The organism is Nocardiopsis oceanisediminis, assembly GCF_048595525.1.
GTDB lineage: Bacteria > Actinomycetota > Actinomycetes > Streptosporangiales > Streptosporangiaceae > Nocardiopsis_A > Nocardiopsis_A oceanisediminis.
This window is the reverse complement of the sequence record NZ_JAFMZJ010000001.1, coordinates 6,078,960-6,105,751: the sequence shown is the minus strand read 5'-3', so window position 1 is coordinate 6,105,751 and position 26,792 is coordinate 6,078,960. Positions and strand designations below refer to the sequence as shown.

The following is a 26,792-nucleotide window of genomic DNA, read 5'->3' as shown; positions in this document are numbered from 1 at the left end:
GAGCCGGACGGAACAGGAGAGCATGTGGCCCCTCACAAGGCGGCTCAGACCACCCCCCAGATCCCGGACGTCTCCTTCGGCCCGCCGGTGACCCTGGAACCGGAGGCCCCCCGGCCCGCGCGCTCCGCCGAGGAGGCGGAGGAGGCCGTGCGGGCGATCGGCGCGGCGGACGGCCGCGGCGGCGGCCCCGGGCCGCGCCTGGACGGCGTCCGGCTGGTCGTGGTCAACTGGCGCTGCCCCTGGCAGTCCACCGCGGGCGGGGCCGAGGAGTACGCCTGGCGGATCTCCCGGCACCTGGTCGGCCGGGGAGCCGTGGTCACCTTCCTCACCAGCCGGGAGCCGGACCAGCCGCGGGTGGAGACCCGGGACGGCATCGTCATCCGCCGGATGGGCGGCAAGTTCACCGTCTACCCGCTGGTCATGCTCTGGCTGCTGCTCTGGCGCCGCGAGTTCCACGCCGCCCTGGACTGCATGAACGGCATCCCGTTCTTCTCCCGCCTGGTGCTGCCCCGGCGCACCCGCGTGGTCAGCGTCGTCCACCACGTGCACGACCTGCAGTTCAACGCCTACTTCAGCCGGCCGCTCGCCTGGTTCGGCCGGTTCGTGGAGAGCGCCGTGGCCAGCCGGGTCTACCGGAACTGCACCACCGTCACCGTCTCGGATTCCTCCCGCCGCGCCATGCGGGAGAAGCTGGGCTGGCGCGCCCCGATCACCGTCATCCACAACGGCCGCCCGCCCGAGCGGGAGAGCGCGCCGGTCCGCCCGGCCGCCGGCCTGGGCGCCCCCGCCGTGGTCAGCCTCGGCCGGCTCGTGGTGCAGAAGCGGGTCTCCCGGGTGGTGGACGCCGCCGTCGGGCTGCGCGGCGAGCACCCCGGCCTGCGCGTGCACATCGTCGGCCGCGGCCCGGAGTCCGAGCCGCTGCGCGAGCGGATCGGCCGCGAGGGCCTGCACGACCTGGTCGAGCTGCACGGATTCCTCCCGGAGGAGGAGAAGCGCGCGGTGCTCGCCGGGGCGCTGCTGCACGTCACCGCCTCGGAGTTCGAGGGGTGGGGGCTGACCGTCATCGAGGCCGCCGCGCTCGGCGTTCCCACGGTGGCCTACGATGTCGATGGCCTGCGCGACTCGGTCCGCGACGGCGAGACCGGCTGGCTGGTCCGCGACGGCGAGGACCTCACCCGGGTGGTCGGCAAGGCGCTCGCCGAGCTGAGCGACCCGGTCCGCGCCGAGCAGGTCGGCGCGGCCTGCCGGGCCTGGGCGGCCCGGTTCACCTGGGAGGCGAGCGGAGCGGCGATGGCCCGGCTGATCGCGGACGAGACCGGGGCGGCCGGCGGCCGCCCGGCGCGCAGGGCAGGGACGTGACCTCCCTCCGGGACCGACCCCGGGGACCCCTCGGAGACGCATGGTGACCTCTTCCCCGACCACCGACGGAACCGGTGACCGGCGCTCCTCCGGCGCGCCCGGGACCGACGGCGCACTGGTCCGCAGGCTCAAGCTGTTCGGGGTCTGCCTGCTGCTGATCGGCGCCGCGCTCAGCCTGGACCCGCCGATGATCGTCGGCGACACCAAGATCGACCTGACGATCGACCCGCTCGGCTTCCTGGAGCGGGCGCTGTACCTGTGGGACCCCTCCTACTTCGGGCAGCTGCAGAACCAGGCCTACGGCTACTTCTTCCCCAACGGCCCGTTCCACGCGCTGCTCATCGCGCTGGACATGCCGGAGTGGCTGGTCCAGCGGGTGTGGATGGCGGTGCTGCTGTGCGCCGCCTTCCTCGGCACCGTCAAGCTGGCCGAGGCGCTGGGCATCGGCACCCTGCACACCCGGATCACCGCGGGCGTCGCCTACGCGCTCGCCCCCCGGGTGCTCACCCTCATCTCCTACAACTCCGCCGAGCTGCAGCCGATGATGCTGCTGCCGCTCATCGTGCTGCCGCTGGTGCACGGGGCGCGGCAGGGCGCCGACCCGCGCCGCGCGGCGATGCTGTCCGGCCTGGCCTTCCTCTTCTGCGGCGGCACCAACGCCGCCTCCGAGCTGGCGGTGCTGGTCGTCCCGCTGGTCTACCTGCTGACCAGGGAGAACGGGCCGCGCAAGTGGCGGCTGCTGCTCTGGTGGCTCACCGCGCTCTTCCTGGCCTCCTTCTGGTGGCTGGTGCCGCTGCTGATCATGGGCCGCTACGTGTGGTCCTTCATGCCCTACACCGAGGACGCGGCCACCACCACCGCGATCACCTCGCTGATGAACGCGCTGCGCGGCACCTCCAACTGGATGGGCTTCGTGCCCAGCGCCGGGCAGCCGGCGCTGCCCGCCGGCGCCGAGCTCTCCACCGAGCCGTGGCTGGTGGTGATGACCGCGGTGGTCGCCGGGCTCGGCCTGGCCGGGCTGATCAACCGGCGCACCCCGGAGCGGCCGTTCCTGCTCACCTCGGTGCTGCTGGGCACCGCGATCGTGGTGGCCGGCTACACCGGGCAGCTCTCCGGCCCGCTCGGCCCGACCATGGCCGCGCTGCTGGACGGCCCGCTCGGGCCGTTCCGCAACATCCACAAGTTCGACGCGCTGATCCGGCTGCCCGTGGTGCTCGGCCTGGCCCAGCTCCCGGTGGTCGTCGGGCTGGACGCCCGCGGCCGCCGCGGCGGGCTGCCGCGCGCCCTCGGCCTCTCCCCGGGCTTCGCCCACCGGGCCACCGCCGGCGTGTGCGCGGTGGCGTTCTTCGCCACCCTCACCCCGCTGGCCACCGTCGGCATCGCCACCCGCGGCGGCTTCGAGCGGATCCCCGGGTACTGGTACGAGGCGGCCGCCTGGATCGACGCGCGCTCCGCCTCCGGCGGGACGACCATGGCGGTCCCCGGCTCGGCCCGCGGCGAGTACCGGTGGGGGCGGCCGATGGACGAGCCGATGCAGCCGCTGCTGGAGAGCGCCTGGACCAACCACCAGATCATCCCGTGGGGGTCGGCCGGGGTCTCCCGGCTCAACCAGGAGATCGACCAGCGCATCTCGTCGGGGCGCGGCTCGGCCGGGCTCACCGAGGCCCTGGCCCGGATGGGCGTCACCCACCTGCTGGTCCGCAACGACCTGCAGCGCGAGGGGAACAACGGCGGCTGGCCGGCCCGGGTGCACCAGGCCCTGGCGGACTCGCCGGGCATCGAGCACCGGGCCTCCTTCGGCCCGGTGGTCGGCTCGGAGGAGCCGCAGCCCGCCTCGCGCTGGTACGACCAGCCCTACCAGGCGCTCGAGGTCTACCAGGTGCAGGGCGCCGCGCCCCGCGTCGGCACGGTGCCCACCGGGGAGACGCTGCGCGTCACCGGCGGCCCCGAGTCGCTGCTGGCCCTGGCCGAGCAGGGCGCCCTGGACGGCGACCGCCCGGTGCTGATCGGCGACGACCCCGGCGCCGAGGCGGTGGACGGCGCGGACACCGTCGCCACCGACACCGCGCGCCGCCGCGAGATCGTCTACTCCGACGTCCGCCGCAACGTCAGCGGAACCCTCACCGCCGACGAGGAGCTGGAGCGGGACGCCCCCGCCCCGGACATCGCCGACCCCGCCTGGGACGGCTACACCGCGGTCGCGGTGGACGACGGCATCGCCTCGGTCACCGCCTCCTCCAGCGAGGCCGGGGCCGGCGCCGCGGCGAGCGTGCGCGACCCGGGCCGCACCCCCTACGCCGCCCTGGACGACATCCCCGGCACTTCCTGGCGGTCCAGCGGCTTCACCGGCGCCGTCGGGCAGTGGCTGGAGATCGAGTTCGAGGAGCCGCGCGAGGTCGGCTCCGTCTCCATCGCCTTCGAGCAGATCCCCGGCGAGCCGCCGCCCTCGGAGATCAGCCTCTCCACCGACGAGGGGCGGACCACCGCCGCGGTCGCCGACACCGGGGAGCCGCAGGAGTTCGCCGCCCCCGAGGGCCGGACCGGGAAGCTGCGGATCAAGGTCGAGGACCTGGCCTACGAGCCGGAGTACCGGTTCGGCACCCGGGTCGGCATCACCGGGCTCACCGTCGACGGCGTCACGCCCTCGCGCACCCTGGAGGTGCCCGCCCCGGCCGGCGCCGGGTCGCTGCTGTTCACCGGCGCCACCGGCGCGGTCCCCGGCTGCATGCCCGGCTCCGAGGCCTGGGTGTGCAACCCCGAGCTGGCGGTGCAGGGCGAGGACGCCCTCGGCATGGACCGCACCGTCGAGCTGGACGCGGAGGCCGCCGCCGGGGAGCACACCGTCTCCGGCCGGGTGGTGGCCACCGACCCGCGCGCGGTGGAGAACGCCGCCAACCGCGCCGGCGGCCACCCCGAGGTGACCTCCTCCTCGACCTCGGTGCGGCACCCGGCCGCGATGGGCCGCAACACCTTCGACGGCGACGCCGCCACGGTCTGGTACCCCGACCCCGAGGAGGACGAGCCCTCGCTCCAGGTGGACCTGGGCGAGCGGCGCGAGATCGACGGCATGCGGGTGGAGTTCCCCCGGCCCGACGCGGTCACCCGGCCGATCCGGGTCACCGTGGACGCCGGCGGGACGGTCCGCGAGGCCTGGGTCGACGGCGACGGCTGGGTGGGCTTCGCCCCGGTCCGCACCGACGAGCTCACCCTCTCCTTCGACCCGCCCGAAGGGCAGCCGCTGGAGGTCTCCCGGATCGCGCTGCCCGACGTGGAGCCGCTGGAGCCGATCGAGGGCGGCAGCGCGGAGACCGCCTGCGGCCTGGGCCCGGTGCTGCGGGTCAACGGCGAGCGGGTGGACACCCGGATCTCCGGCGGGACGCTGGAGGACCAGCTCGCCGGCCGCCCGCTCCGCTTCGAGGGCTGCGGGCCGGTGGGGCTGCGGGAGGGGGCCAACCAAATCCAGGTCGCACCGGGCCCGCAGTACCAGGTGCTCTCCGCCCTGATCGGCCCGGAGGACGGCCCGGCCGGAGCCGAGGAGGTCGGTGCCGAAGAGGTCGCCGCGGTGAACGGCTGGGGCCCCAGCGAGCGCAGCGTGGACGTCGCGGTCGGCGAGGAGAGCTACCTCGTCGTCAACGAGAACTTCAACGAGGGCTGGCAGGCCGAGCTCGGCGGCACCGAGCTGGAGCCGGTCCGGCTGGACGGCTGGAAGCAGGCCTGGGTGCTGCCGGCCGGCAGCACCGGCACGGTCCTGCTCAGCTACCGTCCGGACGGCCTGTACCACCTGGCCCTGGGCGTCGGCGCCGCGCTGGCGCTGCTGCTCGGCGTGCTCGCGCTGCGCCGGACGCGGCCGCGGCGCGCGGCCGCCGCGCCCGCGGCGGCGGCCGGCCGGATCGGCCGCGCACCGCTGCTGGCGGTCGCCCCGCTCTACGGGACCTGGGTGGCCGGAGCGGCGGGCGCCGCGGTGGCCGCGGTGATGATGCTGGCGGTCTGGTGGCTGAGCCGGGCCCCGTCGCCGGCGCTCAAGCACGCCAAACCGGGCCGGCCCGCACTGGGCGGCGCCGCGCTGCACTGGCTCGCCGGGCCGTGGACCGTGCCGGCCTGCCTGGCGGCGGCCGGGCTGAGCACCGCGCTCGGCACCTACATGGCGATGTCCATGCCCTTTCACGACATCAGCGGCCTGCTGAGCGAGCCGCTCCGCGGCTGGGTCGCCCAGCTGCTCTGCCTGCCGGCGCTGACCCGGCTGGTGCTGGCGCTCGGCGAGGCCCCGCACGGCTCCGCCGGCCCGGACCCGGGCCCGCCCGCCGGACCCGCCGCGGGCGCCGGGCGCACCGGGCCGGCCGGAGCGGAGGATGCGGCCGGGGAGTCCGGGGAGGCCGGGGAGTCCGCCGGGAACGGCGCTCCGCGCCGGGCGGGCGCGGGCCGCACCGACGAGGAGAGCGCGGGGGTGAGCGCCTGATGGGCGGAGACCGGGCGGGCGGCGCGGAGCGCCGCTCCCGGAAGCGGGCGCTGGGGCGGAACGCCGCGCTGATCGCCGCGGCCCTCGGCGCGTTCCTGCTCACCTCGGCGCTGATGCTGCGGTTCTACGTCTACGAGCGGCTGGCGGTCGTCCCGGCCGGCACCGACCTGCGGCTGCGCATGGTCGACGAGGACGCCTCCTACCTGGACACCTCCACCTGGCGCACGGTGAAGAGCGCCGAGGTGGTCCGGCAGACGGAGATCTCCGGGGGCGTCTCCGCGGGCAACGAGGACTGGGCCACCTGGGATGTGTCGACCGACACCACCAGCGGCTCCTCGATGATCGGCCACATGGACCGCCGGGTCATCGTGGACCGGGGCACCGGCCGCGCGGTGAACTGCTGCGGAGAGCACGTCGGCGGCGACCGGGCGGTCCGCCAGGCCGGGCTGGTGCTGTACTGGCCGGCCGGTGCGGAGCCGGGCGACCGGCCGTTCTACGACGCGGACGTGCGCTCGGCGCCGCCGATGCGCTACACCGGCGCCGGGAGCGCCGCGGGGGTCCCGGTGCACGAGTACGTGCAGCGGGTGGAGCCCACCCAGGTGCCGGACTCGGCCCGGGAGGTGCCCGCGAGCGCCCTGGGCCTGGAGCGCCGGGGCACGGTCACCGCCACCCTCTGGCTGGAGGTGGAGCGCACCTATCGGATCGAGCCGGTCTCCGGCCGGCTGGTCGACGCCGAGGAGCGGAGGGTGGAGACCCTCCGCGGCGAGCAGGGCGGCGAGCGGACCCTGCTCAACGCCGACCTGTCCCTGGACGGCGGACAGGTCGCCGGGTACGCCGAGGCCGCCGGGAACACCCGGTTGCTGCTCCAGGCCGTGCACGTCTGGGCCCCGATCGCCCTCGGCTCCCTGGGCGCGCTCACCCTGGCGGCCGCTCCCATCCTCAGGTTCCGCGCCCGCGGCGGGGAACCGGACGAGGACGATGCGCCCCCGGAGGACGAAGCGGGAGAGGACGCCGACGCGGAGACCCCCGAGCAGGACGGCAGGGCCCCGGACGCCACCGGCCCCGCACCACGGGGAAGATCCACACGGCCGGCCCGGCGCATGCCCCGGTGATTCCGGGCGGCCCCCGCGCGCGGGCCGCCCGCGGGGCATGGCGGGCCGGTGCCGGTTCAGCCGGTGTGCAGGGTGAAAAACACGCCCCGGACCCGGCGGCCGGACAGGATGCCCCACTCCTGGGCCAGGGCGGCGGTCAGCGCGAGTCCGCGCCCGTGCTCGGCGTCGTCGGCGGCGTGCAGGGGGCGGGGGGCGGTGGTGGAGCCCCCGGCGTCGTGGACTTCGATGCGCACCCCGGCGGGGTAGGCGCGGATCACGACGGTGAAGGAACCGCCGGGCCGGCCGGTGGCGGTGTGCACGATGGCGTTGGTGACCGCCTCGCTGACCAGCAGCTCGGCGGTGTCGACCAGGCCGGGGGCCGCGTGCACGCGGTGGACGAGTACGGCTGCGGCCCACCTGCGGGCCTCGGCGACCTGGGAGGGTTTTCCGGGCAGGCTGCACCGAAATACAGCTGGTCGTCCCAGAAATCGCTTGTGGGGGTTTGTTCGGGCGCTAGTGTTCTGCGTGGTCCTCACCTGGTCTCCTCAGGTCGGGGGCAAGGCCCTGGCCGGCGACGCGAACGCTGACCAGGGCCGCAATCGTTTCGGTTGATTAGCGCTTGAAGAGTCGCTGCGCTGCAACCGAATGGGCCTGACAGACAACCTGTCCTCCCTGGTCAAGAGAGTCCAGCTCTAGTCTGGAAATAGTGATTTATTTTCACTGGAACCCATTGAGGTTGAAAGCTTCTTGAATAAAGTTGAGTCATGACCAAGAAGGCTCAACCCCAGTGGCGGCGCTTCGGTCGGGAGCTTCGCCGGAGACGGGAGCTGGCTGGACTAACGCAAGATCAACTGGGCAAGCTCCTCTCAACCACCTATGGAACGATCAGCGCAATCGAGAGGGCGATACAGAGGCCGAAACTGGAGCTTGTGGAAGGAATCGACCACGAGCTTTCAGCCGATGGGGCACTCATACGCGTCTGGCACACCACGAACGACGGAACCGGACTCGCATCGTGGTTTCGCGGCTGGGCCGAGCTCATCCGAAAAGCAACTGAACTGCGCGAATACAACCCGATGCTCATCCCCGGGCTTCTCCAGACCGAGGCTTATGCGCGTACGATCCTGCGGGCGGGACAGCCCGGGTACACCGATGAGCAAATCGAAGAGCAGGTCGCCGCCCGTATCGAGCGGCAGTCTGTGCTCGCGTCGCCCTCCGCCCCTCACCTCATCGAGGTCATAGACGAATCCGTGCTTCGTCGTCCCATCGGCGGACATGCGATCATGAAGGACCAGCTGACACACCTGCTTGACGCGACGTCCGGTGCCCGTGTGGACGTGCACGTCCTACCCTTCGACACAGAGCACCATCCTGGGCTGTCCGAAGCGTTCTCAGTGGTCAAAGTGCCTGAGCATGGAGAGGTCCTGTACATGGAGACTCGGATCGCCGCGACTCCGGTGGACGACCATGAACAGGTCGCGAGCTACACCGCTCACTTCGCTGACCTCCGGGGCGCCTCCCTCCCACTTCAAGCATCGCGCAAGCTCATAGAACGCATCAGAGGAGACTTCACGTGAGCGCACCGCCGGTGTGGCGCAAGAGCAGCTACAGTAACCAGACCGGAGGGCACTGTGTCGAGATGGCAGAAAGCTCTGACTCCGTCATGGTGCGTGACACCCGGCATCGCAGGCTCGGCCATCTGTCCTTCCCGTCCGGGGAGTGGGCGGCGTTCCTGCGCGAGGTGAAATCCGACCGCCCCTGACCCCCGCTCCGCCCGGTTCCCCCTTGCCGTGTCCGGTGAGGGGGTTCGCCGTGTCCGGGTGCGGCAGGTCGTCCAGCCGGCGGAGCGCTCCCTTTCAGCCGCGCTTGCGGAGGACCAGCAGCAGGTTCCAGGTGATGACCTCGCGGGCGCCGGGGACGTGGACCACCGGTTTCATCCAGGAGGGCAGGTAGCGCGGCAGCACGTCCACCGGGGTGACGTCCTCCCGGGTGCGCAGCCAGCGCAGCATCTCCGCGGCGGAGACGGCGAACATGGTGCGGCCGAAGTCGTTCTTGGGGCGGCGGCCGTGCTTGCGGGCGAAGCGCTCCGCCGCGTAGCGGCCGCCGAGGAAGTGCCACGGGGAGGTCTCGTGCCCGCCCCACGGCGAGAGCCACAGGGTGTAGGAGAGGTAGACCAGGCCGCCCGGCCGGGTCACCCGGACCATCTCGCCGGCCATCCGGCGCGGGTCGGGCACGTGCTCCAGCACGTTGGAGGAGAAGCAGACGTCGACCGAGCCGGTGCGGAGCGGCAGGTCGAGGGCGCTGCCCAGGAGCGCGGTGTCGGGCAGGTCGCCGTCGCGCAGCCGCATCTCCCCGGCGTCGGCGTCCACGCACACGCAGTGCGCCCCGGCGGCGCGCAGCTCGTCGGCGAAGTAGCCGGGCCCGCCGCCGACGTCCACCACCACGGCGCCGTCCAGCGAGGTGTAGCCGCGCAGCTGGTCCACGGTGTCCCGGGCCAGGGTGCCGTAGAACAGGTCCGGGTCGGTCTGCTCCTTGCGGAACGCGGAGAACAGCGCGGCGGATCGGCCCAGCGTCGCCCGGAACGGGGGGCGCCGGGCGGGCGCGGAGGGCTCGGCGGGGGAACCGGTCACGGGGACTCCTCCAGGGGCGGTGCGGAGACGAAGTGCCGGAGGTGCTGCCAGTGGTCGCCGCCCCAGTACTCCTCGGAGGCGGCGATCCGCGGTGCCCGGCCCGGTGCGGCGCCCTCCGCGAGCGCGGCGGCGATCCGCTCGGGGCTCCAGGTGTGCATCCGCATCGGCGCCGGGTAGCGGAGCAGCACCCGCTGGGCCCAGCGGATCAGCGGCCAGGGGGCGTACCGGAAGACCAGGCCCTTGAAGGTGGCGCGCTCGCGCGCGGGGACGCCGAGCACCATCGCCCCGCCGGGCCGCACCACCCGGGCGAACTCGCGCAGGTAGCCCGCGGCGAGTGCGGGCGGCAGGTGCTGCAGCACCAGGTCGGTGTAGACCAGGTCGAAGGAGGCGTCCGGGAAGGCGGACAGGTCGGGGGCCTCGTTCAGGTGGAACGCGATGCGCCCCCCGCTCCGGTCCAGCCGGCGGGCCTCTGCCAGCATGGGGGCGGAGATGTCGACCCCGTCGACCGCCTCGAAGTGCCGGGCCAGCGCGTTGGAGAGCCGCCCGGCGCCGCAGCCGAAGTCCAGGGCGCGGCCGGTGCCGTGCCCGACGCCCAGCTCGGCGAGGCGGGCCAGGGCCCCGTCGATCTCCGCGGCCCCGGAGGCGAGGAACTCCTCGTCGTCCCAGCCGCCGTTCCGCTTGTCCGGGTCGACGCATACGGCCCACAGGGGTTCGGCCGACCCCAGCAGGGTCCAGTCCCGGCGGACCTCGTCCAGGCTCACCGCGCTCACTCCCTCCTCCGGAGGCTGGTGGATCAAGTTCTCATCTACCTTTGGCTACCGTCGGGTATCGCGCTCATACCTGCGATGATCAACGGGGAGGGATGTGGAACCTGTTGTATTGTGACACTCTCTTACGCGGTCACGTCAACCGGTCGGCCACCGGGCCGGGGAAGAGAGCGGCATGCGCGGATCCGATGGACAGGCCCCCTCCGAGCCGGCCGCCGCGGACGGCGCCGGGAAGCCGGACGAGGAGCCCGCCGGAGAGCGGCCGGAGCGGGCCTCCGGGGCCCGGGCGGCCGCGCTGCTGGAGCGGGGCGTGCGCGACCCCGTCGTGATGCTGGGCGGCGTGCTCATCCTGGCCTCCCTGGTGCTCAAGGCCTACGTCCTCCGGCAGGCCTACTTCATCGAGGACGACTTCCTGTTCGTCGCGGACGCCGCCGCGCACAACCTCACCGTCGAGTACCTGACCGACCTGCACAAGGGCCACCTGATGCCCGGTGCGAAGCTGCTGGCCTACATCCAGACCGCGGTCTCCCCGTACAACTGGGGCCTGACCGGCGGCGTCATGATGCTCTTCCAGGCCGGGGCGGCGATCGGGCTGTTCCGGCTGCTGTGGGTGCTGTTCGGCCGCCGCTGGGCGATCGTCCCGCCGCTGGCGCTGTTCCTGTTCGCCCCGCTCACCATGCCGGTGCTGGCCTGGTGGTCGGCGGCGCTGAACGCGGTCCCCTACCAGCTGGCGATCGTGCTGGCGCTGCTGTGGACCGTCCGCTACCTGCGCGGCGGCGAGGCGCGCCACGCCTGGATGGCCGCCGGCGCGGTGGTGCTCGGCATGGCCTTCTCGGTCAAGGCGATGTTCCTGCCGCCGCTGCTGTTCGTGTTCGCGGCCGCCTTCGTCGTGCAGGGCCGGATGCCCCGGGTGCTCTGGCGCACCCTCGACCGGGACATGCCGTTCTGGGTGGGCATGGCGCTGCTCAGCGTCGTCCACGGCCTCGTCTACCTGTCGCTGCAGGAGACCGCGGAGGGCGAGGGGGCGGGCCGCCCGGACGGCGGCACCGCGCTCGGCCTGGCCGGCCGGATGATCGGCGAGACCTTCCCGGTGGGCGCGGTGGGCGGACCGGGGGAGTGGGGGCCGGTCACCCCGGCCGGCGGTCTGCTCGAACCCGCGGCCTGGATGGTCGGCGCGGCCTGGGGGCTGCTGCTGGCGGTGGTCGTGGCCAGTATGGTGTTCCGCCGGCGCGCCTGGCGGGCCTGGGCGCTGCTCGCCGGGCACCTGATCGTGGTGGACGCGCTGCCCACCGTCATCGCCCGCGGCCGCTACCAGGAGACGATCGGCTACGACCCGCGCTACGTCGCCGACGCCGCGCTCATCCTCGCCGTGGTGGTCGCGCTGGCGTTCATCCCGACCCTGGAGGAGCGGCGGGCCGACCCGGGGGTCCGGCGCCGGCCGCTGCCGCCGAGGACCGCCCGGACCGCGGCGGTCGCCGGGACGCTGGCCTTCACCGTGCTCGGCGGCTACTCCACCTACACCTTCGCCGACACCCTCAGCGGCGACCGGGTCCGCTGGTACCTGGACACGGTGCGCGCCTCGGTGGAGGGGGTCCCGGCGGAGGCCGGGATCTACTCCCGGCCGATCCCCGACGACATCGTGCTGCCCTGGAACGGGCAGCGGCGGCTCAGCTCCAACGTGCTCAGCCCGCTGGCGCCGGACGGCGTGGCGGAGCGGATCCGGGTCCCCCAGCCGGCCGACTCGGCGCTGGTCTTCAACGGCGCCGGCTACCTGGTCCCGGCCAAGCCGGCCGAGGGCAGCGCGTTCTTCGGCCCGCCGGAGGACGAGGAGTGCCTGGTGACCTTCGGCGGCCAGGCGATGTGGGAGGTCAGCTCGTTCGGCGGGCCGACGATGGTGCTGACCATCGCCTACACATCGGAGACCGACACCGAGGTGAACGCGGTGATCGGCGACGCCTGGCGGTCGGCGGTGCTGCCCGCCGCGCCGGACGGCGGGACCTGGTACCTGCCGCTGGACGGCGCCGGCACCCGGCTGGCGCTGAGCACCAGCGAGGAGGACCTCTGCATGAACTGGGTGACCTTCGGCGAGCTGGCCCCCGCCACCGAGGGCGACCCCTGGTCGGAGGAGAACGCCGAGGACTCCGGGGACGGCGGCGAGTCCGAGGAGTCCGAGGACTCCGGCAAGAAGGACGGGAAGGACGGGGAGAAGGACGGCGGGGACGCCGAAGAGGACTGACCCCGCCGGGCCTCCCCCGCTCCCGGTGATCTTGACGTTGCGGGGCCGTCAGAGCGCTCTGACGGCCCCGCAACGTCAAGATCACCGGGGGAGTGCGCGGTCGGGTCCGTCAGGAGCCGTCGACCAGGCTCGGCTTGCGGGGGCGCGGGGCGCCGGGCGGGCGGACCAGGCCGTTGAACCGGCGCATCGGCTCCTCGATCCAGCGGTGGGTGGCGGCGGCCAGCAGCACGGTGCCCGCCGCCACCGGGACCATGTCCAGCCAGAACGAGCCGGTGAAGATCTCCTGCCCGGTGAAGGCCCGCCACAGGTAGAGCACGACGAACTGCCAGAGGAAGATGCCGTAGGAGATCTTGCCCAGGTAGAGCGAGACCGGGTGGGAGAGCAGGGTCTCCAGCCAGGCGCCCTCCCGCCAGCGGTGCGGCCGGGGCTCCGCGCCGCGACCGGGCAGCACCGCCACCGGGGCGATCACGAAGAACGCGAAGAGCATCGAGGTGAGCGTCGCGATCACCGAGATCCAGAACCCGTCCACGCCGACGAACCGGGGCCCGGCGGCCGGGGTGGAGTTGAGCGCGTAGACCACGGCGGCCAGGCCCCAGCAGAGCGCGGAGTTCCGGCGCAGCGTGGCGCAGAACCGGGCGACCGGGCGGTCGGGCCCCGGTTCCCGCCAGGCCCACTCGGTGACCACGGCCAGCGCCATGCCCACCGCGAACAGGCCCAGGCAGCGCGGCAGCCAGGCGTGCATGTAGGAGTGGTGCTCGGGATAGAACTGCGGGATGAACGCGAGCAGCCCGAGCACGCTCAGCGCAGCCAGCCCGGTGAGCAGCCGCCGGGCGCGGGCGCCGGGGTCGGCGCCCCGGGCGGCGTAGCGGCCGAGCACCGCGGCGAAGAGCGGGAGCAGCAGGTAGAAGCTGACCTCCACGCACAGGCTCCACATCTGGCCCAGCCCGTAGGGGCCGGTCCCCACCCACCAGGGATCGGTGTTGTAGGTGAAGGTGAGGGTGAGCACCTCCAGCCAGGCGGTGAGCGTGCCCGGGTTGTCGTCGGACCAGATCAGCATGGCCGCGGCCGCGACCAGCCAGTAGGCGGGCAGCACCCGCAGCGCCCGCCGCCACAGGTAGACCCGGGCCGCGGGGGAGGGGGTCCGGTCCAGGCAGGCGCGCACCCAGGGGCGGTACAGCAGCAGCCCGGACAGGGCGAAGAAGAGCGGGACCGCCAGCTCGGCGGCGGAGAGCAGGGCGCCCAGAGCCCCGGGGGCGAGCGCGTCGCCGGTCTCCACCGAGACGTGGAAGACCAGGACCATCAGCGCGGCGAGCGCGCGGACACCGTCGAGGGGTTCGAGGTGGCCGCGGACCTGCGGCAGGGCGCCGGCGTCGGGCGCCGCGCTCACCGGCCGCACCGGGCGAGCGCCAGACTAGAACCTGTTATAAACATTCGGACACGCCCTGGTGACGTTGGCCTCTACTGGGGAGTACTCTACCCCAAAATGAAGCAAGTTCCAGCTCTGAGTCTTTCTCCGACCCGTTCCGCCCAGGAGGGCTAATGCGCCGCACCGTTGCAGTCGTCTGCATCGCGTTGGGGGTCTTCAGTCTGGTCCTGGCCCCCCTGTTGCGATTCTGGATGGCCAGCGCCCTGATGAAAACCCCCATGGACCAGTACAGCGAAACGGTCAACCGGGGGGAGGACGTCACCTACTTCAGCGCCGAGGAGCTGGAGCAGGTCGAGGGGGCCACGGTGGAGGCCTACACCACCGTCCGCGGCGACGTCGCCGCCAGCGACGACGACATCGTGGTCTGGGACCAGTTCACCTGGGTCGAGGACATCGAGCGCGACTTCGCCATTCTCTCCTCCAGCCGCCGCACCCCCCACGACCGGGTCACCGGTGAGGCGGTGGACTGCTGCGACGCGGCGGTGAACGAGGAGGCCACGGTCCAGAGCGGCCAGGCCTTCAAGTTCCCCTTCTTCACCGAGAAGAAGGACTACGAGTACTTCGACACCACGGTCAGGGAGTCCCTCCCGATCGAGTTCGTCGAAGAGGAGGAGGTCAACGGCGTCGACACCTACAAGTTCGTCCAGGAGATCGAGCCGACCAAGACCGGTGAGCGCGAGCTGCCCCGGTCGCTGCTGGGCATGGACGGCGACGGCGACGTGGTCACCGACGAGATGTACAGCGTGACCCGGACCTACTGGATCGAGCCGGTCAGCGGCGCCCCCATCATGCTCAGCGAGGACCAGCACCGCGGCGCCTTCGTCGACGGCGAGGAGAAGCTGGTGCTGTTCGACGGGGACATGCGCTTCACCGACGAGACGGTGGACGCCAACGTCGAGAACGCCCAGCAGGCGCTCACCGCGCTGCCGCTGCTGCGCACCACCGTTCCGCTGGTGCTGCTCGGCGTCGGCGCCGGACTGATCATCCTGGGCGCCCTGCTGGCGGCCAGCGCCAGAGGCGCGGACCGGCGGGGCTGACCGGGGCGCCGTGGCGGAGACCGAGGCGGCGGCCGCCCGCGCCGGGGGCGAACCGGGACCGGAGGACCGGTCCGCGGGGCGCCCCGCGGCGCGGGCGGCCGCGCTGCTGCGCGCCTGCCGGCCCAAGCAGTGGCTGAAGAACCTGCTGGTCTTCGCCGCGCCGGGGGCCGCCGGGGTGCTCACCGACCCGGCCTCGGCCGGCTGGGCGGCCGTCGCCTTCGCCGCCTTCTGCATCGCCTCCAGCGGCACCTACCTGCTCAACGACGTCCGCGACGTCGAGGCGGACCGGGCGCACGCCCGCAAGCGGTGCCGGCCGGTCGCCTCCGGCGCGGTGCCCGTCCCGCTCGCGCTGGGCCTGGGCGCGGTGCTGGCCGCCGCCGCCCCGCTGGCGCTGCTGCCGCTGGGCAACCCGGCGCTGCTCGGGGTGCTGCTCGGCTACCTCGCCCTCACCGCCTGCTACACGTTCTACTTGAAGCGGGTGATCATCGGCGACGTGGTCGCGGTGGCCGGCTGCCACGTGCTGCGCGCGCTGGCCGGGGGCGTGGCGGTGGGCGTCCCGTTCACCGCCTGGTTCCTGATCGTGGTCTCGCTGGGGGCGCTGCTGGTGGTGGTCGGCAAGCGCGAGGCCGAGCTGCGTAACCCCGAGGCCGGCGGCGGCCGGGCCGCCCTGCGCGGCTACACCGTCTCCTACCTGGTTCAGGTGCGCACCATGGCCTCGGCGGCGATGATCGTCACCTACTGCCTGTGGGCGCTGGACGGCCACGGGGAGGGCACCGCCGGGGTCTTCCCCGCGTTGAGTATCGTTCCGTTCATCGTCTTCGTGCTCCGCTACCACCTCCTGGTCGACCGCGGGGTGGGCGAGGAGCCTGAGGAGATCGCGCTGCGCGACCGGCCGCTCCAGCTCTGCCTGCTGGGCATGGCCGTCCTCGTCGGCCTCGGCGTCCACCTGCCGTGACGCCGCCGGAGCAGCGCCCGACCACCGAACCCCAGCGGGAAGGCCCGACCGTGCGCACGCAACGCCGCCTCCTCACCGGATGGGGGCGCACCGCCCCGACCGCCGCGACGGTCGCGCGGCCGCGCACCGCCGCCGAGGCCGCGGCGCTGCTGCAGCAGGCCGGCCCGGGGCGCGGCGCGATCCCCCGGGGCCTGGGCCGCTCCTACGGCGACGCCGCGCAGTGCGCCGGCGGGCTGGTGCTGGACACCGCCGAGCTGGCCCCCGGGTTCCGGCTGGACCCGGCGGCGGGCACCGTCACCGCGGCGGCCGGCACCTCGCTGGCCGAGCTGATGGAGCGGCTGCTGCCGCACGGCCGGTTCCTCCCGGTCACCCCGGGGACCAGGCAGGTCACCGTGGGCGGCGCGATCGCCGCGGACATCCACGGCAAGAACCACCACGCGGACTCCTCGTTCGGCGCGCACGTGCGCCGGCTGAACCTGGTCGCGCCGGACGGGGCGGAGCACACCGTCGGCCCGGACCGGGACCCCGAGCTGTTCTGGGCCACCGTCGGCGGGATGGGGCTCACCGGGCTGATCACCGAGGCCGAGTTCGCGGTCGTCCCGGTGGAGACCTCTGCGGTCCGGGTGGACACCGACCGCACCGCCGACCTGGACGAGGCGCTCGCGCTGATGAGCGCCACCGACCACCGCTACCACCACACCGTCTGCTGGATCGACCTGCTGGCCACCGGGCGCGCCACCGGCCGCGGCGTGCTCACCCGGGGGCGGCACGCGCGCGCCGCCGAGCTGCCCGCCCGGCTCCGCCGCGACCCGCTGCGCTTCCGCGACCGCAGCCTGCCCGCCGTCCCGCCCCGGGTGCCGTCCGGGCTGCTGAACACCTGGAGCGTGCGCGCGTTCAACGCCGCCTACTACGCCAGGGCGCCGCGCCGGGACCGGGACCGGATCACCGGCGTCGGGCCGTTCTTCCACCCGCTGGACGCGGTGCGCGGCTGGAACCGGCTGTACGGCCCGGCCGGGCTGGTGCAGTACCAGTTCGCGGTGCCGTTCGGCGCGGAGCCGGTGCTGCGCGGGATCGTCTCCCGGCTCGCCGCGGTCGGCGCCCCCTCCTTCCTCGCGGTGCTCAAGCGGTTCGGGCCCGGCACCCCGGCGCCGCTCTCCTTCCCCCGCCCCGGGTGGACGCTCGCCCTGGACCTCCCGGCGGACCTGCCGGGCCTGGCCCGGCTGCTGACCTCCTTCGATGAGCGGGTGCTGGAGGCCGGCGGCGCCCTGTACCTGGCCAAGGACTCCCGCGCGGCGCCCGGGGCGATCCGCGCGATGTACCCCCGGCTGGACGAGTGGCGCGCGGTCCGCGCCCGGGTCGACCCGGACGGGGTGCTCACCTCCGACCTCGCCCGCCGCCTGGAGCTGTGACGGCGGAACGGAAACGACGGGAGACACGGATGCGGAACGCGGTCGGCGCGGTGGACACGGTGCTGCTGCTGGGCGGGCGGAGCGAGATCGGACTGGCCATCGCCGAGCGGCTGGTGCGCGACGGCGCCCGCCGGGTGGTGCTGGCCGCCCGGGAGGCCGCCGCCGGGCGGGGCCTCGCCGGGGAGGCCGAGCGGCTGCGCGCCGCGGGCGCGGCCGAGGTGCACCCGGTGGAGTTCGACGCCGCCGACACCGCCGGGCACGAGGCGGTGGTCGCGGAGGCGGTGCAGCTCGCCGGCGACCTGGACGCGGTGATCGACGCCTTCGGGGTCCTCGGCGAGCAGGCGGCCTTCGAGGCCGATCCGGCGGCGGCCGCCGCGGCCGCCGCGGCGACCTTCACCGGGCACGTCTCGGCCGACCTGGCGGTCGCCGCCCGGCTGCGCGAGCAGGGCCACGGCACGCTGGTGGTGCTCTCCTCGGTGGCGGGGGTGCGGGTGCGCCGGGCCAACTTCGTCTACGGGGCGGCCAAGGCGGGGCTGGACGGCCTGGCCCAGGGGCTGGGCGACGCGCTGCACGGCACCGGCGCCCGGGTGATGGTGGTCCGCCCCGGCTACGTGCCGACCAAGATGTCGGCGCACGTCTCGGCGGCGCCGTTCCCGGCCAGCGCGCGGGAGGTGGCCGACGCGGTCGCCGCCGGGCTGCGCCGCGGAGCCGAGACGGTCTGGGTGCCGGGCGTGCTCCGCTACGTCTTCGCCGGGATGCGGGTGCTGCCCCGCTCGGTCTGGCGGCGCCTGCCGCGCTGAGAGACGGTCGGGTGTGCGAACGGCCGCCCGGGGTGTCCGGGCGCCGCCCGGGGCGCGGCGGCCCGACCGGGCGACCGGCCGGACGCCTGACGGCCTCTGAGATCCGGCGCGCCCTGCCTCCCGCCCGCGTCCGGCCGGGGCCTTCGCCGGTCCCGCCCGGTGGCCGCCCGCGCGGGGCGCATCCGCGCCGCCGCCCGGGGCGCGGGCGGGATCGTCCCTCCCGTTCCGGGACCGGCCCCGGAACTGAGGTAGAACATGTTTCAGTTTCGTGTTTCCATGGGCGTATGCGGACACGAGTGACCGAGATGTTCGACATCGAGCTGCCGATCTTCGCCTTCAGCCACTGCCGGGACGTCGTCGCCGCGGTCAGCCGGGCCGGCGGGATGGGCGTCCTCGGCGCCCTCTACTTCACCCCTGAGGAACTGGAGACCGAACTCGCCTGGATCGACGCCAACACGGGGGGCCGCCCCTACGGCGTCGACGTCGTCATGCCGTCCCGCTATGAGGGGGCCGACATCGGCGCCGACTCCGGGGAGGAGCTCCAGCGGCGGCTGGAGGGCCTCATCCCGGACGGGCACCGCCGCTTCGTCAACGGACTGCTCGCCGAGCACGACGTACCGGAGCTCACCCGGGCCGGAGCCGGGCGGTTCCTGCTCGGCTGGACCGACGCCACCGCCCGCCCCCAGGTGGAGGTGGCGCTGCGGCACCCGATCGCGCTGCTCGCCAACGCGCTCGGCGCGCCCCCCGCCGACGTGGTGCGCCAGGCGCACCGGCACGGCGTCGCGGTGGCCGGGCTGGCCAGCAGCCGACGGCACGCGGCCAAGCAGCGCGAGGCCGGGGTGGACGTGGTCGTCGCCCAGGGCACCGAGGCCGGCGGGCACACCGGCGAGGTCTCCACCATGGTGCTGGTGCCCGAGGTGGTGGACGAGGTCGCCCCGGCACCGGTGCTGGCCGCCGGCGGCATCGGCGACGGGCGCCAGATGGCGGCCGGCATGGCGCTGGGCGCCGAGGGCGTGTGGACCGGTTCGGTCTGGCTGGCCACCGAGGAGGCCGACACCCCGGCCGGCGCCCTGGCCCAGATCCTCCAGGCCGACTCCCGGGACACCGTGCGCTCCCGGTCGATGACCGGCAAGCCCGCGCGGATGCTGCGCAACGACTGGACCGAGGCCTGGGAGCGGTCCGACTCGCCCGGAACGCTGCCCATGCCGCTCCAGTTCATGCTGGTCTCCGAGGCGCTGCGCCGGGTGGGGCGGGTCGCCCACCCCACCCTCACCCCCTCGCCGGTCGGCCAGATCGTGGGCAGCCTGAACCGGGTCCGGTCCAGCTCCCAGGTGGTCTACGCGTTCATGAGCGGCTTCGGCGACGCGCTGGACCGGCTGAACGCGGCCGCGGAGGACTGACCCCGGCCCTCCCGATGATCTCGGAGTTGCGGGGGCATCAGAGCGCTCTGATGCCCCCGCAACTCCGAGATCATCGCGGGGAGGGGGCGGGAGAGCGGGTCAGGCGCCGGTCAGCCGGGCCATCTCGGCGGCGTTCAACCGGTAGCGGAGCAGGAGCAGCGCCGAGCCGAGCATCACCGCGGCCGGCACCAGGGTGCTGCCCACCAGCATGCCGTGCAGCGCTTGCTCGGTCTGGCGGACCGCCTCGTGCGCCGCGGACTCCCGGTACCCGCTCACCGCCAGCGCCGCGCCGAGCAGCCAGGCGCCCAGCGCACCGCCGAGCGCCTCCATCGAGGACCAGATCCCGGAGAGCACGCCGGCTTGGTGGTGCCCGCTCACCGAGCGGGTCGCGGCGATGCAGTCGGTCAGCATGGAGTAGGGCAGCATGGTGCAGCCCGCGTTGCCGGTGCCCACCACGATGGACATCGCGATCGCCCACGGCAGCCCGCCCAGCACCGGGATGAAGAACAGCCCGACCGCGCCGGCGATGAAGAACCCGCAGGCCAGGGCGAGAGTGGGCCCCTTGTCCAGGCGGCGGGAGACCGCCATCCACACCGGCATGGTGCCGATCAGCGGCAGCGTCACGCAGACCACCAGCAGCGCGGTGTAGCCCGGGTCGCCCATCACGTGCCGGGTCACGTAGGGCACCCCGGCGATCATCGTGCCCGAGGCGACCACCCCGAAGAAGGCCACCGGCAGCAGCCGGCGGAAGTAGGGGTTGCCCAGCGCGGTGCGGAACTGCGCGAGGAGCGGCTGGGCGTCCCGCACCCGGCGGCGCAGCGGCGCCCGGCGGGTGCCCAGGATGCAGCCGACCATCGCGGCCAGCACGATCAGCGCCATCACGGCGCCCATCAGCCGGTAGCCGGCCAGTGCGTTCCCCGGCCCGGCGCTCTCCACCAGCACCGGGGCCAGCGCCCCGCCGAGCAGCAGCGCCACCCCGACGAAGACGGTCCGCCAGCTCTGCAGCACCGACCGCTCGTGGTAGTCGTCGGTGATCTCGCCGGGCATCGCGGAGTAGGGCACCTGGAACACCGACGCGGAGACCGCGGCGAGCACGAAGACCACCAGCACGTACATCGCGGCCGGGGTGCCCGGGACCGGGAAGCCGAAGAAGAGCAGGGCGAAGGAGGCCGGCAGCGCCACCGCGCCGGCCGCCATCCACGGGTGCCGCGGCCCCCACCGGGACACCGTCCGGTCGGAGCGCACCCCGATGTAGGGGCCGGCGAACACGTCGACGACCTTCGGCGCCACCACCACGAACCCGGCCAGCGCGGGCGAGACCGCCAGCGCGTCGGTCAGGTAGATGAGCAGCAGCAGCGACGGGACCGTGCTGAACACGTGGGTGGCGACGGCGCCCACGCCGTAGCCGACGTGCACGGAGCGGGGCAGGGCGGGGCCGCGCCGGGCGGCGGCGTCCGCGGAGGCGGGGGAGGGCACGCTGGGGGACCGATCTATCTCGTCGACGGGGAGAGGCTCGCCCCGCGGCGATGATCTCGGCGTTGCGGGGGTATCAGAGCGCTCTGATACCCCCGCAACGCCGAGATCATCGGGGGAGGGGAAGGAAGGCGGGCAGCGGAAGGGCGCCCCACCGCGCGGACTGCGGGGCGCCCGGATCCGGGGCGGGTCAGGCCTGCTGCCGGGGCTGCTCGCTCTCCTTGGGCGGCAGCGCCTGGCCGGGGGCCGGCACCCGGTCCCGGGAGCCGGACACCTCGACGACCCTGAGGTCGTGCGGGACCGGGCACTTCATCGGGAAGGTGCCGATCCGGGACGGGTCGAAGCCCTCCGGGTAGCTCTTGATGTTGGGGTTCTGCTCCTCGGTGCGCGGCTCCACCCGCGGAGCCATCCGCCGGACCACCTTGGCCCGCGCCTTGAGCGCGAACCGGGCGGCGCCCTTCCAGAAGCCCGAGGCGGGCTCGTAGTGGAACGCCTCGACCAGGTGGTCCTCCATCAGCGCCAGGGTGAAGCGTTTCATCAGCGGGCGCTGCCAGGCCGAGGAGAAGGTCAGCATCAGGTCCAGGGTGCTGTCCGAGACGGCCCGGCCGCCCTCGCTGAACGCGAAGTGCTCGGCCTCGTAGGACTCGAACAGCTCAAGGAACTCCTGGTAGGTCTCCGGGATGTCCTTGATCGCCATGTGCTTGCCGAGCGAGCGGTAGTAGTTGGTGTTGGCGCGGACCTCGTGCTCGCTCAGCCGGCGCCAGCCGAAGCCCCAGTCGTTGAGCCAGCGCACCGGCATCACCACGAACGTGCTCAGCACGTACAGGTAGTCCTCGTTGCTGATGTCGTAGCTGCGGTGCATCTGGTTCATCCGGCGCAGCGCGTCGCGGCCGCGCCCCGGCTCGAACCCGTACCGCAGCATCTGCCCGAGGAGCAGCGCGGTGTCGTCGTAGCGGTGCTGGGTGCGGTCGGTGAACTCCTCGGTGTCGCCGAGCAGCCCGCCGATGCTGGGCACCGCGTAGGTCCGGTACAGCGCCAGCCCCAGGGCCTGGCTCATGTCCCACGGGAACTCGTGCGCGGACAGGATGAAGGTGATGCGCTGGGCGTCCTTCTCCGCGTCCATTCGGTGGATCTCGTCGTACCAGTCGAACCGTTTCATCGGCCTCTCCGGATCGGCGGTCGGGGGATGCGGGGGCAAGGCGGGCCGGGGAGGGGCGCCCACCGGAGACCGGTGGTGGGTACCGGTCGGTAGGGACCTTACTCCCCGGAGCCCGCCGGTTCGGAACCGACCCGTCGGCATCCCCTGTGAGAAAGGCCCTCAGGCCGTCGCCGCCATCCGATCGGCCACGCTGCGCACCAGGGTGAGCAGGACCTCCTTGCTGGAGGCCCGGCTGCGCGCGTCGCAGAGGACCACCGGGATGCCCTCGGGGATGCTCAGTGCGGCGCGCACCTCGTCGGCGCTGTAGGAGTGCGCCCCCTCGAAGCAGTTCACCGCCACCACGAAGGGCAGGCCGCGCCGCTCGAAGAAGTCCACCGCCGGGAAGCAGGTCTCCAGCCGGCGGGTGTCGGCCAGCACCACCGCGCCCAGCGCGCCCAGCGCCAGCTCCTCCCACATGAACCAGAACCGCTGCTGGCCCGGGGTGCCGAACATGTACAGCACCAGGTCGTCGTTGATGGTGATGCGGCCGAAGTCCAGGGCCACCGTGGTGGTGCCCTTGGCCTCGACCCCGGAGAGGTCGTCCACCCCCAGGCTGGCCTCGGTCATCACCTCCTCGGTGCGCAGCGGGGCCACCTCGCTGACCGAGCCGACCATGGTGGTCTTCCCCGCACCGAAGCCGCCCGCGACCAGGATCTTGATCGCGGCGGGGATGCGCTCCTCCTCCGCTGCGGAGGCGCGCGGGTCAGAGTCGTTGGATGCCATCGAGTACCGCCTGCAGTACGTCCCGGTTCACCGGGCTCTCGGTCGTGTAGGGGGCGCGGGCCAGGACGTATCCCCGGCCGATGAGGTCGCCGAGCAGCACCTTGACCACCGCCACCGGGATGTCCAGGTGCGCGGAGACCTCGGCGACGGACTGGGCGCGCCGGCACAGCTCCAGGATGCGGACCTGCTCCGGCTCCAGCGCCATCTCGTCCACCTCGGCGCGGGCGGCGATGACGACGCTGACCATGTCCAGCCGGACCCCGTCGGAGCGCTGCCGGCCCTCGGTGAGGATGTAGGGGCGGACCACCGAACCCATGCCGTCGGCGTTCGGCCCCGCGTCGTTGGACTCGGACATGAAGGGCCTCCCCTATCGGGCGGATCCATCGGCGGCGTTCTGCCGCGGAGCCGCGTCGAGGAACCGCCCCACCTGCTCGACGAGGACGTTCATCTCGTAGGCGATCAGCCCGACGTCGGAGCTCTCCTCGGCCAGCACGGCCAGGCAGGCGCCCTTGCCCGCCCCGGTGACGAACAGGTAGGCCCGCTCCATCTCCACGACGGTCTGCAGCACCTCGCCGCCGTCGAACTGCTTGCCGGTGCCGCGGGCGAGGCTCTGGAAGGCGGAGGCGATCGCGGAGAGCTGCTCCGCGTCGTCCTTGCCGAGGTCGGCCGAGTTGCCCAGCAGGAGCCCGTCGGCGGACAGGACGATCGCGTACTTGGCCCCCACGGCGCGCTCAACGAGGCTGTCGAGAAGCCAGTTCAAGTCCTTAGCTGCGTTGTTCGTCAAGGTCAGGAATCCTTCTCAGTGTCCTCGGTGTCTTTGCCGCCCTGCTTGGCGCGGCTCTCCTTGCGGCCGCGGAGCGTGCCCGCCTGGAAGGCGGCCATATTGCGGCGGAGCTTCTCCGAGCGCTCCGGGTCGTGCGAGGCGGGCGCGGCCTGCCGGTCCTCCTCGGGATCGGACTCGGCCAGCTGCGGCGCCAGGTTGGTCTGCGGTGTGCGCTTGGGCAGCGGCGGGCGGCCGGAGGCGTCCAGCGGCGCCGCGGGCGCGGGGCCCTCCGGCGCACCGCCGCCGCTCCCGTCCGCCCCGCTCTTCCGCGCGGGCTCCTCGGCGGCGCCGGAGCCGTTCGCGGAGCCGGCCGCCGGGGCGGCGCCGCGCCGCGGCAGCCCCGACGCGGTGGTCGATCCGTTCGCGGCGGGGGCGCTCCGGCCGCGCCGCGGCAGCGGCGGGCGGTCGCCGGAGGGCTCCGGCGCCGCGGCGTCCTTCTCCCCGCCCTGCTCGCCGCCGTCCTTCCCGGCGGTCTCCTTCCGCTCGGCGGAGTCCCCGCCGGCGGAGCCGACGGCGCGCGGGCCCCGGTCCCCGCCGGTCGCGGGCACGGCCCGGTTCTCCCCGGTGGCGGTGCCCTTGAGCAGGTCGCCGCCGCTCTCCGGGCGCTTGCGCGCCAGCGATCCGATGGCCACCGGCTGCTCGCCGGTGTCCTCCTCGGAGCGGCCCGGGGGGAGCGGCGCGGCGTCGGCGATGATCTCCGGCGGCAGCAGCACGATCGCCTGCACGCCGCCGTAGGGGGAGGAGCGCAGCCACACCTTGATGTCGTGCCGGCGGGCCAGCCGGGAGACCACGAACAGGCCGAGCCGCATCTTCTCGTTGAGCCGCATGACGTCGAACTCGGGCGGGTCGGAGAGCAGCGCGTTGGCCGCCTCGAACTCGTCCTCCTGCATGCCCAGGCCGCGGTCCTCGATCTCGATGGAGACCCCGTTGGGGACCTGCTCGGCGGAGAGCATGACCCGGGTGTGCGGCGGGGAGAAGGTGGTGGCGTTGTCGACCAGCTCGGCGATGAGGTGGATGACGTCGGCCACGGCGGGGCCGACCACCGAGACCCGGGCGATGTGGTTGCGCTGCACCCGGGTGTAGTCGCCGGACTCCGAGATCGACCCGCGCACCACGTCGACCAGCGGCATCGGCCGGTGCCAGGTGCGGCCGGGGTTCTCGCCGCCCAGGATGAGCAGGTTCTCCGCGTTCCGGCGGGAGCGGGTGGCCAGGTGGTCCAGCTTGAACAGCTCGGTGAGCTGGGCCGGGTCCTCCTGCTCGCGCTCCATCCGGTCCAGCAGGCGGAGCTGCCGGTGGATCAGGGTCTGGCTGCGGTGCGCGATGCTGAGGAACACCCGGTTGACGCCCTCGCGCAGCTCGGCCTGGCGGACCGCGGCCTCCACCGCGGTGCGCTGGGCGGTGTCGAAGGCGTGCGCGACCTGGCCGATCTCGTCGGCGGACTGGTTGGCCTCCAGGCTGGACAGCTCGGTCTCCACCTGCACCGGCTCGTTGCGGCGCAGCCGCTCCATGATGCCGGGCAGCCTCTTCTCGGTGAGCTCGTGGCTGTCGTCGCGGAGCCGGTGCAGCCGCTCGACCAGGCGGCGGGCGGAGCGGTTGGCGGCGATGAAGGCGAGCACGACCAGCACCGCCACTCCGGCGCTGCCCAGTGCGGCCAGTCCGATCGAGCGGTAGGCGGCCCCGCCCTGCAACTCGCCGGCGTAGGTGGCCTCGTTCGCGCCGATCGAGGTGATCTCCTCGAACACCGGGTCGTAGGCGGCCCGCCAGTCCTCCTTGGAGACCGGCATCGGGAACCGCTCGACGACCTCGCCGGTGACCGGGTCGGTCTCGGTGACCGCGGGGCGCTCCATGATCTGGCTGACGTACTCCTGCAGCCGCTGGTACTCCTCGGACTCGATCAGCTCGCGGTACTGCTCGCGCTGTGGGGGCCCGAGGAAGTCGGCGGTCTGCTCCATCCGGGACCGGAAGGCGCCGTACTCCTGGACGAAGGCGTGCATGTCCGGGTGGCTCAGCTCGTCCTCGCTGAACGAGCGGACCAGCTGCGCGTCGGCCATGCCCAGCTGGTCGACCGCGCGGAACACCGAGGTGGCGCTGACGCCGTGGCCGATGGTCTGGGTGTCGTTGCCGTTGCGGGACAGGTCGTCGAAGAGGTCCGCGGCGGCGGTGGTCACCCCGCCGTAGAACTCCATCACGTCCTCGCGGGAGGCGGTGCCCGCCCGCACCTCGGCCCGGAGGTCGTGGATGCCGGAGTAGCGCTCCTGCAGGGTGGTGATCCGCTCGGCCGAGGGCTCCGGTACGACGGACTTCAGCGCGTCGTAGTCGGTGATGATGGTGCCCATCTTCTCGTCCGAGTCCTCCTGGGCCTCGGCGAGGTCGTCGGCGAGCTCGTCGGGGTGCTCCAGGTACCCGACGGTGGCCGAGCGCTCCTGCATCACCGCGGTCAGCGCGACGGCCGACGGGGTCAGGTACTTCTCGTTGCCGTCGGCGAGCGCGACGTCGATCGCGGCGTTGGCGAACAGCGTGCCGCTGACGCCCAGCCAGAGCACGACCAGGGCCGAGGTGGGGGCCAAGACGATCCTGCGGAGACGGGCGCGGATGCTCGGCGTCCGTCGTTGCTTTGCTGCCTGCACTGCTCTCCTAGGGGCCCGTATCTGAGCACGCCGGGACGCTGCGGAGCGCGGGGGGCGGGGCGCTCCGGTGCTTTTGCCGTATGCGGGGCGGCCGTCGGCGCCGATGGGGCGGTCTCCGGTTACGACCGATGATGCCGAGGTCCGTGTGGAACGCGAGAAATCGGCCAGGGGATCGTATCTCGCCCCCGAAGACGGCGAATAGCCGGGTGGAGGCGGAGTGGGCGGCCATGCGGCGGATGCGCCGGAGGAGTCTTTGGTCCCCAACTGGGCATCTGCGGATTCCGTTGGGCGGATCGCCGCTTTCACGAAACCCGTCGGTAGGGCCCGGTGAGACGCGAAGAATTATCAAATAGTTACACGTCGAGTGCGCTCCGGGTACGGC

21 protein-coding genes are annotated in these 26,792 nt (G+C 73.6%); 11 read left to right on the top strand and 10 right to left on the bottom strand.

The features are described from left to right. Window positions 1–24 precede the first annotated feature (24 nt). The 3 genes from J0910_RS26615 to pgfA (J0910_RS26605) are packed head-to-tail and all read left to right on the top strand — an operon-like array spanning window position 25 to window position 6,927. Entirely contained in the window at window positions 25–1,359 is a 1,335-nt protein-coding gene (locus J0910_RS26615; protein WP_420161278.1) for a glycosyltransferase family 4 protein, read from the top strand. A 40-nt stretch (window positions 1,360–1,399) separates the two neighbouring features. Continuing rightward, window positions 1,400–5,815: an alpha-(1->3)-arabinofuranosyltransferase gene (locus J0910_RS26610; protein WP_420161277.1), complete on the top strand. Its 4,416-nt coding sequence runs from the start codon at window positions 1,400–1,402 to the stop codon at window positions 5,813–5,815. Then, window positions 5,815–6,927, top strand: coding sequence for a cell envelope lipid trafficking protein PgfA (gene pgfA, locus J0910_RS26605; RefSeq protein WP_420161276.1), 1,113 nt, complete (start codon window positions 5,815–5,817; stop codon window positions 6,925–6,927). The genes J0910_RS26610 and pgfA (J0910_RS26605) overlap by 1 nt, the downstream gene beginning before the upstream one ends. A 56-nt stretch (window positions 6,928–6,983) precedes the next feature. Here pgfA (J0910_RS26605) and J0910_RS26600 read toward each other — a convergent pair whose 3' ends face one another. After that, window positions 6,984–7,442: an ATP-binding protein gene (locus J0910_RS26600; protein WP_420161275.1), complete on the bottom strand. Its 459-nt coding sequence runs from the start codon at window positions 7,440–7,442 to the stop codon at window positions 6,984–6,986. Window positions 7,443–7,670: 228 nt separating this feature from the next. Here J0910_RS26600 and J0910_RS26595 point away from each other — a divergent pair, with 228 nt between their 5' ends. Together J0910_RS26595 and J0910_RS26590 are read left to right on the top strand one after the other, a co-directional pair. Next, entirely contained in the window at window positions 7,671–8,483 is an 813-nt protein-coding gene (locus J0910_RS26595) for a Scr1 family TA system antitoxin-like transcriptional regulator (RefSeq protein ID WP_420161274.1), read from the top strand. Then, the gene (locus J0910_RS26590) at window positions 8,480–8,668 is read left to right on the top strand and encodes a DUF397 domain-containing protein (RefSeq protein ID WP_420161273.1); all 189 of its coding nucleotides are present in this window, start codon (window positions 8,480–8,482) and stop codon (window positions 8,666–8,668) included. Before J0910_RS26595 ends, J0910_RS26590 begins: the two co-directional genes overlap by 4 nt. A gap of 94 nt (window positions 8,669–8,762) precedes the next feature. Here the strand turns inward: J0910_RS26590 and J0910_RS26585 are convergent, their stop codons facing one another. Continuing rightward, window positions 8,763–9,536 carry a class I SAM-dependent methyltransferase gene (locus J0910_RS26585; protein WP_420161272.1) on the bottom strand — a complete coding sequence of 258 codons (774 nt, stop codon included), beginning with the start codon at window positions 9,534–9,536 and terminating at the stop codon, window positions 8,763–8,765. After that, window positions 9,533–10,306, bottom strand: coding sequence for a class I SAM-dependent methyltransferase (locus tag J0910_RS26580; protein WP_420161271.1), 774 nt, complete (start codon window positions 10,304–10,306; stop codon window positions 9,533–9,535). The genes J0910_RS26585 and J0910_RS26580 overlap by 4 nt, the downstream gene beginning before the upstream one ends. A 172-nt stretch (window positions 10,307–10,478) precedes the next feature. Between J0910_RS26580 and J0910_RS26575 the strand changes: the two genes are divergently transcribed. After that, window positions 10,479–12,539 carry an ArnT family glycosyltransferase gene (locus J0910_RS26575; protein ID WP_420161270.1) on the top strand — a complete coding sequence of 687 codons (2,061 nt, stop codon included), beginning with the start codon at window positions 10,479–10,481 and terminating at the stop codon, window positions 12,537–12,539. Between the two features lie 109 nt (window positions 12,540–12,648). Here J0910_RS26575 and J0910_RS26570 read toward each other — a convergent pair whose 3' ends face one another. After that, on the bottom strand, window positions 12,649–13,926 hold the full coding sequence (locus tag J0910_RS26570; RefSeq protein WP_420161269.1) for an acyltransferase family protein: 1,278 nt from the start codon (window positions 13,924–13,926) through the stop codon (window positions 12,649–12,651). Between the two features lie 152 nt (window positions 13,927–14,078). Between J0910_RS26570 and pgfA (J0910_RS26565) the strand changes: the two genes are divergently transcribed. The 5 genes from pgfA (J0910_RS26565) (at window position 14,079) to J0910_RS26545 (ending at window position 19,566) form a co-directional block, all read left to right on the top strand. Further along, window positions 14,079–15,002, top strand: coding sequence for a cell envelope lipid trafficking protein PgfA (pgfA, locus tag J0910_RS26565; protein ID WP_420161268.1), 924 nt, complete (start codon window positions 14,079–14,081; stop codon window positions 15,000–15,002). Between the two features lie 10 nt (window positions 15,003–15,012). Continuing rightward, the gene (locus J0910_RS26560; RefSeq protein ID WP_420161267.1) at window positions 15,013–15,957 is read left to right on the top strand and encodes a decaprenyl-phosphate phosphoribosyltransferase; all 945 of its coding nucleotides are present in this window, start codon (window positions 15,013–15,015) and stop codon (window positions 15,955–15,957) included. A 50-nt stretch (window positions 15,958–16,007) separates the two neighbouring features. Then, a complete protein-coding gene (locus J0910_RS26555) occupies window positions 16,008–17,366 on the top strand; it encodes an FAD-binding protein (RefSeq protein ID WP_420161266.1) in 1,359 nt (452 codons plus the stop codon). A gap of 29 nt (window positions 17,367–17,395) precedes the next feature. Beyond that, a complete protein-coding gene (locus tag J0910_RS26550) occupies window positions 17,396–18,166 on the top strand; it encodes a decaprenylphospho-beta-D-erythro-pentofuranosid-2-ulose 2-reductase (RefSeq protein WP_420161265.1) in 771 nt (256 codons plus the stop codon). A 284-nt stretch (window positions 18,167–18,450) separates the two neighbouring features. Next, complete coding sequence (locus J0910_RS26545) at window positions 18,451–19,566, top strand: nitronate monooxygenase (RefSeq protein WP_420161264.1); 1,116 nt, start codon at window positions 18,451–18,453, stop codon at window positions 19,564–19,566. A 99-nt stretch (window positions 19,567–19,665) separates the two neighbouring features. Here J0910_RS26545 and J0910_RS26540 read toward each other — a convergent pair whose 3' ends face one another. The 6 genes from J0910_RS26540 to J0910_RS26515 form a co-directional block, all read right to left on the bottom strand. After that, window positions 19,666–21,042: an MFS transporter gene (locus tag J0910_RS26540; protein WP_420161263.1), complete on the bottom strand. Its 1,377-nt coding sequence runs from the start codon at window positions 21,040–21,042 to the stop codon at window positions 19,666–19,668. A gap of 187 nt (window positions 21,043–21,229) precedes the next feature. Then, window positions 21,230–22,198, bottom strand: coding sequence for an oxygenase MpaB family protein (locus J0910_RS26535; protein WP_420161262.1), 969 nt, complete (start codon window positions 22,196–22,198; stop codon window positions 21,230–21,232). 159 nt (window positions 22,199–22,357) lie between these two features. Continuing rightward, the gene (locus J0910_RS26530) at window positions 22,358–22,960 is read right to left on the bottom strand and encodes a GTP-binding protein (RefSeq protein WP_420161261.1); all 603 of its coding nucleotides are present in this window, start codon (window positions 22,958–22,960) and stop codon (window positions 22,358–22,360) included. After that, window positions 22,941–23,315 carry a DUF742 domain-containing protein gene (locus J0910_RS26525; RefSeq protein ID WP_420161260.1) on the bottom strand — a complete coding sequence of 125 codons (375 nt, stop codon included), beginning with the start codon at window positions 23,313–23,315 and terminating at the stop codon, window positions 22,941–22,943. The genes J0910_RS26530 and J0910_RS26525 overlap by 20 nt, the downstream gene beginning before the upstream one ends. Window positions 23,316–23,327: 12 nt before the next feature. Continuing rightward, window positions 23,328–23,720 carry a roadblock/LC7 domain-containing protein gene (locus tag J0910_RS26520; RefSeq protein WP_420162096.1) on the bottom strand — a complete coding sequence of 131 codons (393 nt, stop codon included), beginning with the start codon at window positions 23,718–23,720 and terminating at the stop codon, window positions 23,328–23,330. Between the two features lie 26 nt (window positions 23,721–23,746). After that, a complete protein-coding gene (locus J0910_RS26515; protein ID WP_420161259.1) occupies window positions 23,747–26,350 on the bottom strand; it encodes a sensor histidine kinase in 2,604 nt (867 codons plus the stop codon). Window positions 26,351–26,792: the final 442 nt, after the last annotated feature.

What these genes read in the sequence shown, in the direction of transcription:
- J0910_RS26525 (WP_420161260.1), bottom strand. Translation starts at nt 23,315, where the DNA reads ATGTCCGAGTCCAACGACGCGGGGCCGAACGCCGACGGCATGGGTTCG.
- J0910_RS26545 (WP_420161264.1), top strand. Translation starts at nt 18,451, where the DNA reads ATGCGGACACGAGTGACCGAGATGTTCGACATCGAGCTGCCGATCTTC.
- J0910_RS26610 (WP_420161277.1), top strand. Translation starts at nt 1,400, where the DNA reads ATGGTGACCTCTTCCCCGACCACCGACGGAACCGGTGACCGGCGCTCC.
- J0910_RS26530 (WP_420161261.1), bottom strand. Translation starts at nt 22,960, where the DNA reads ATGGCATCCAACGACTCTGACCCGCGCGCCTCCGCAGCGGAGGAGGAG.
- J0910_RS26550 (WP_420161265.1), top strand. Translation starts at nt 17,396, where the DNA reads ATGCGGAACGCGGTCGGCGCGGTGGACACGGTGCTGCTGCTGGGCGGG.
- pgfA (WP_420161268.1), top strand. Translation starts at nt 14,079, where the DNA reads ATGCGCCGCACCGTTGCAGTCGTCTGCATCGCGTTGGGGGTCTTCAGT.
- J0910_RS26575 (WP_420161270.1), top strand. Translation starts at nt 10,479, where the DNA reads ATGCGCGGATCCGATGGACAGGCCCCCTCCGAGCCGGCCGCCGCGGAC.
- J0910_RS26595 (WP_420161274.1), top strand. Translation starts at nt 7,671, where the DNA reads ATGACCAAGAAGGCTCAACCCCAGTGGCGGCGCTTCGGTCGGGAGCTT.
- pgfA (WP_420161276.1), top strand. Translation starts at nt 5,815, where the DNA reads ATGGGCGGAGACCGGGCGGGCGGCGCGGAGCGCCGCTCCCGGAAGCGG.
- J0910_RS26535 (WP_420161262.1), bottom strand. Translation starts at nt 22,198, where the DNA reads ATGAAACGGTTCGACTGGTACGACGAGATCCACCGAATGGACGCGGAG.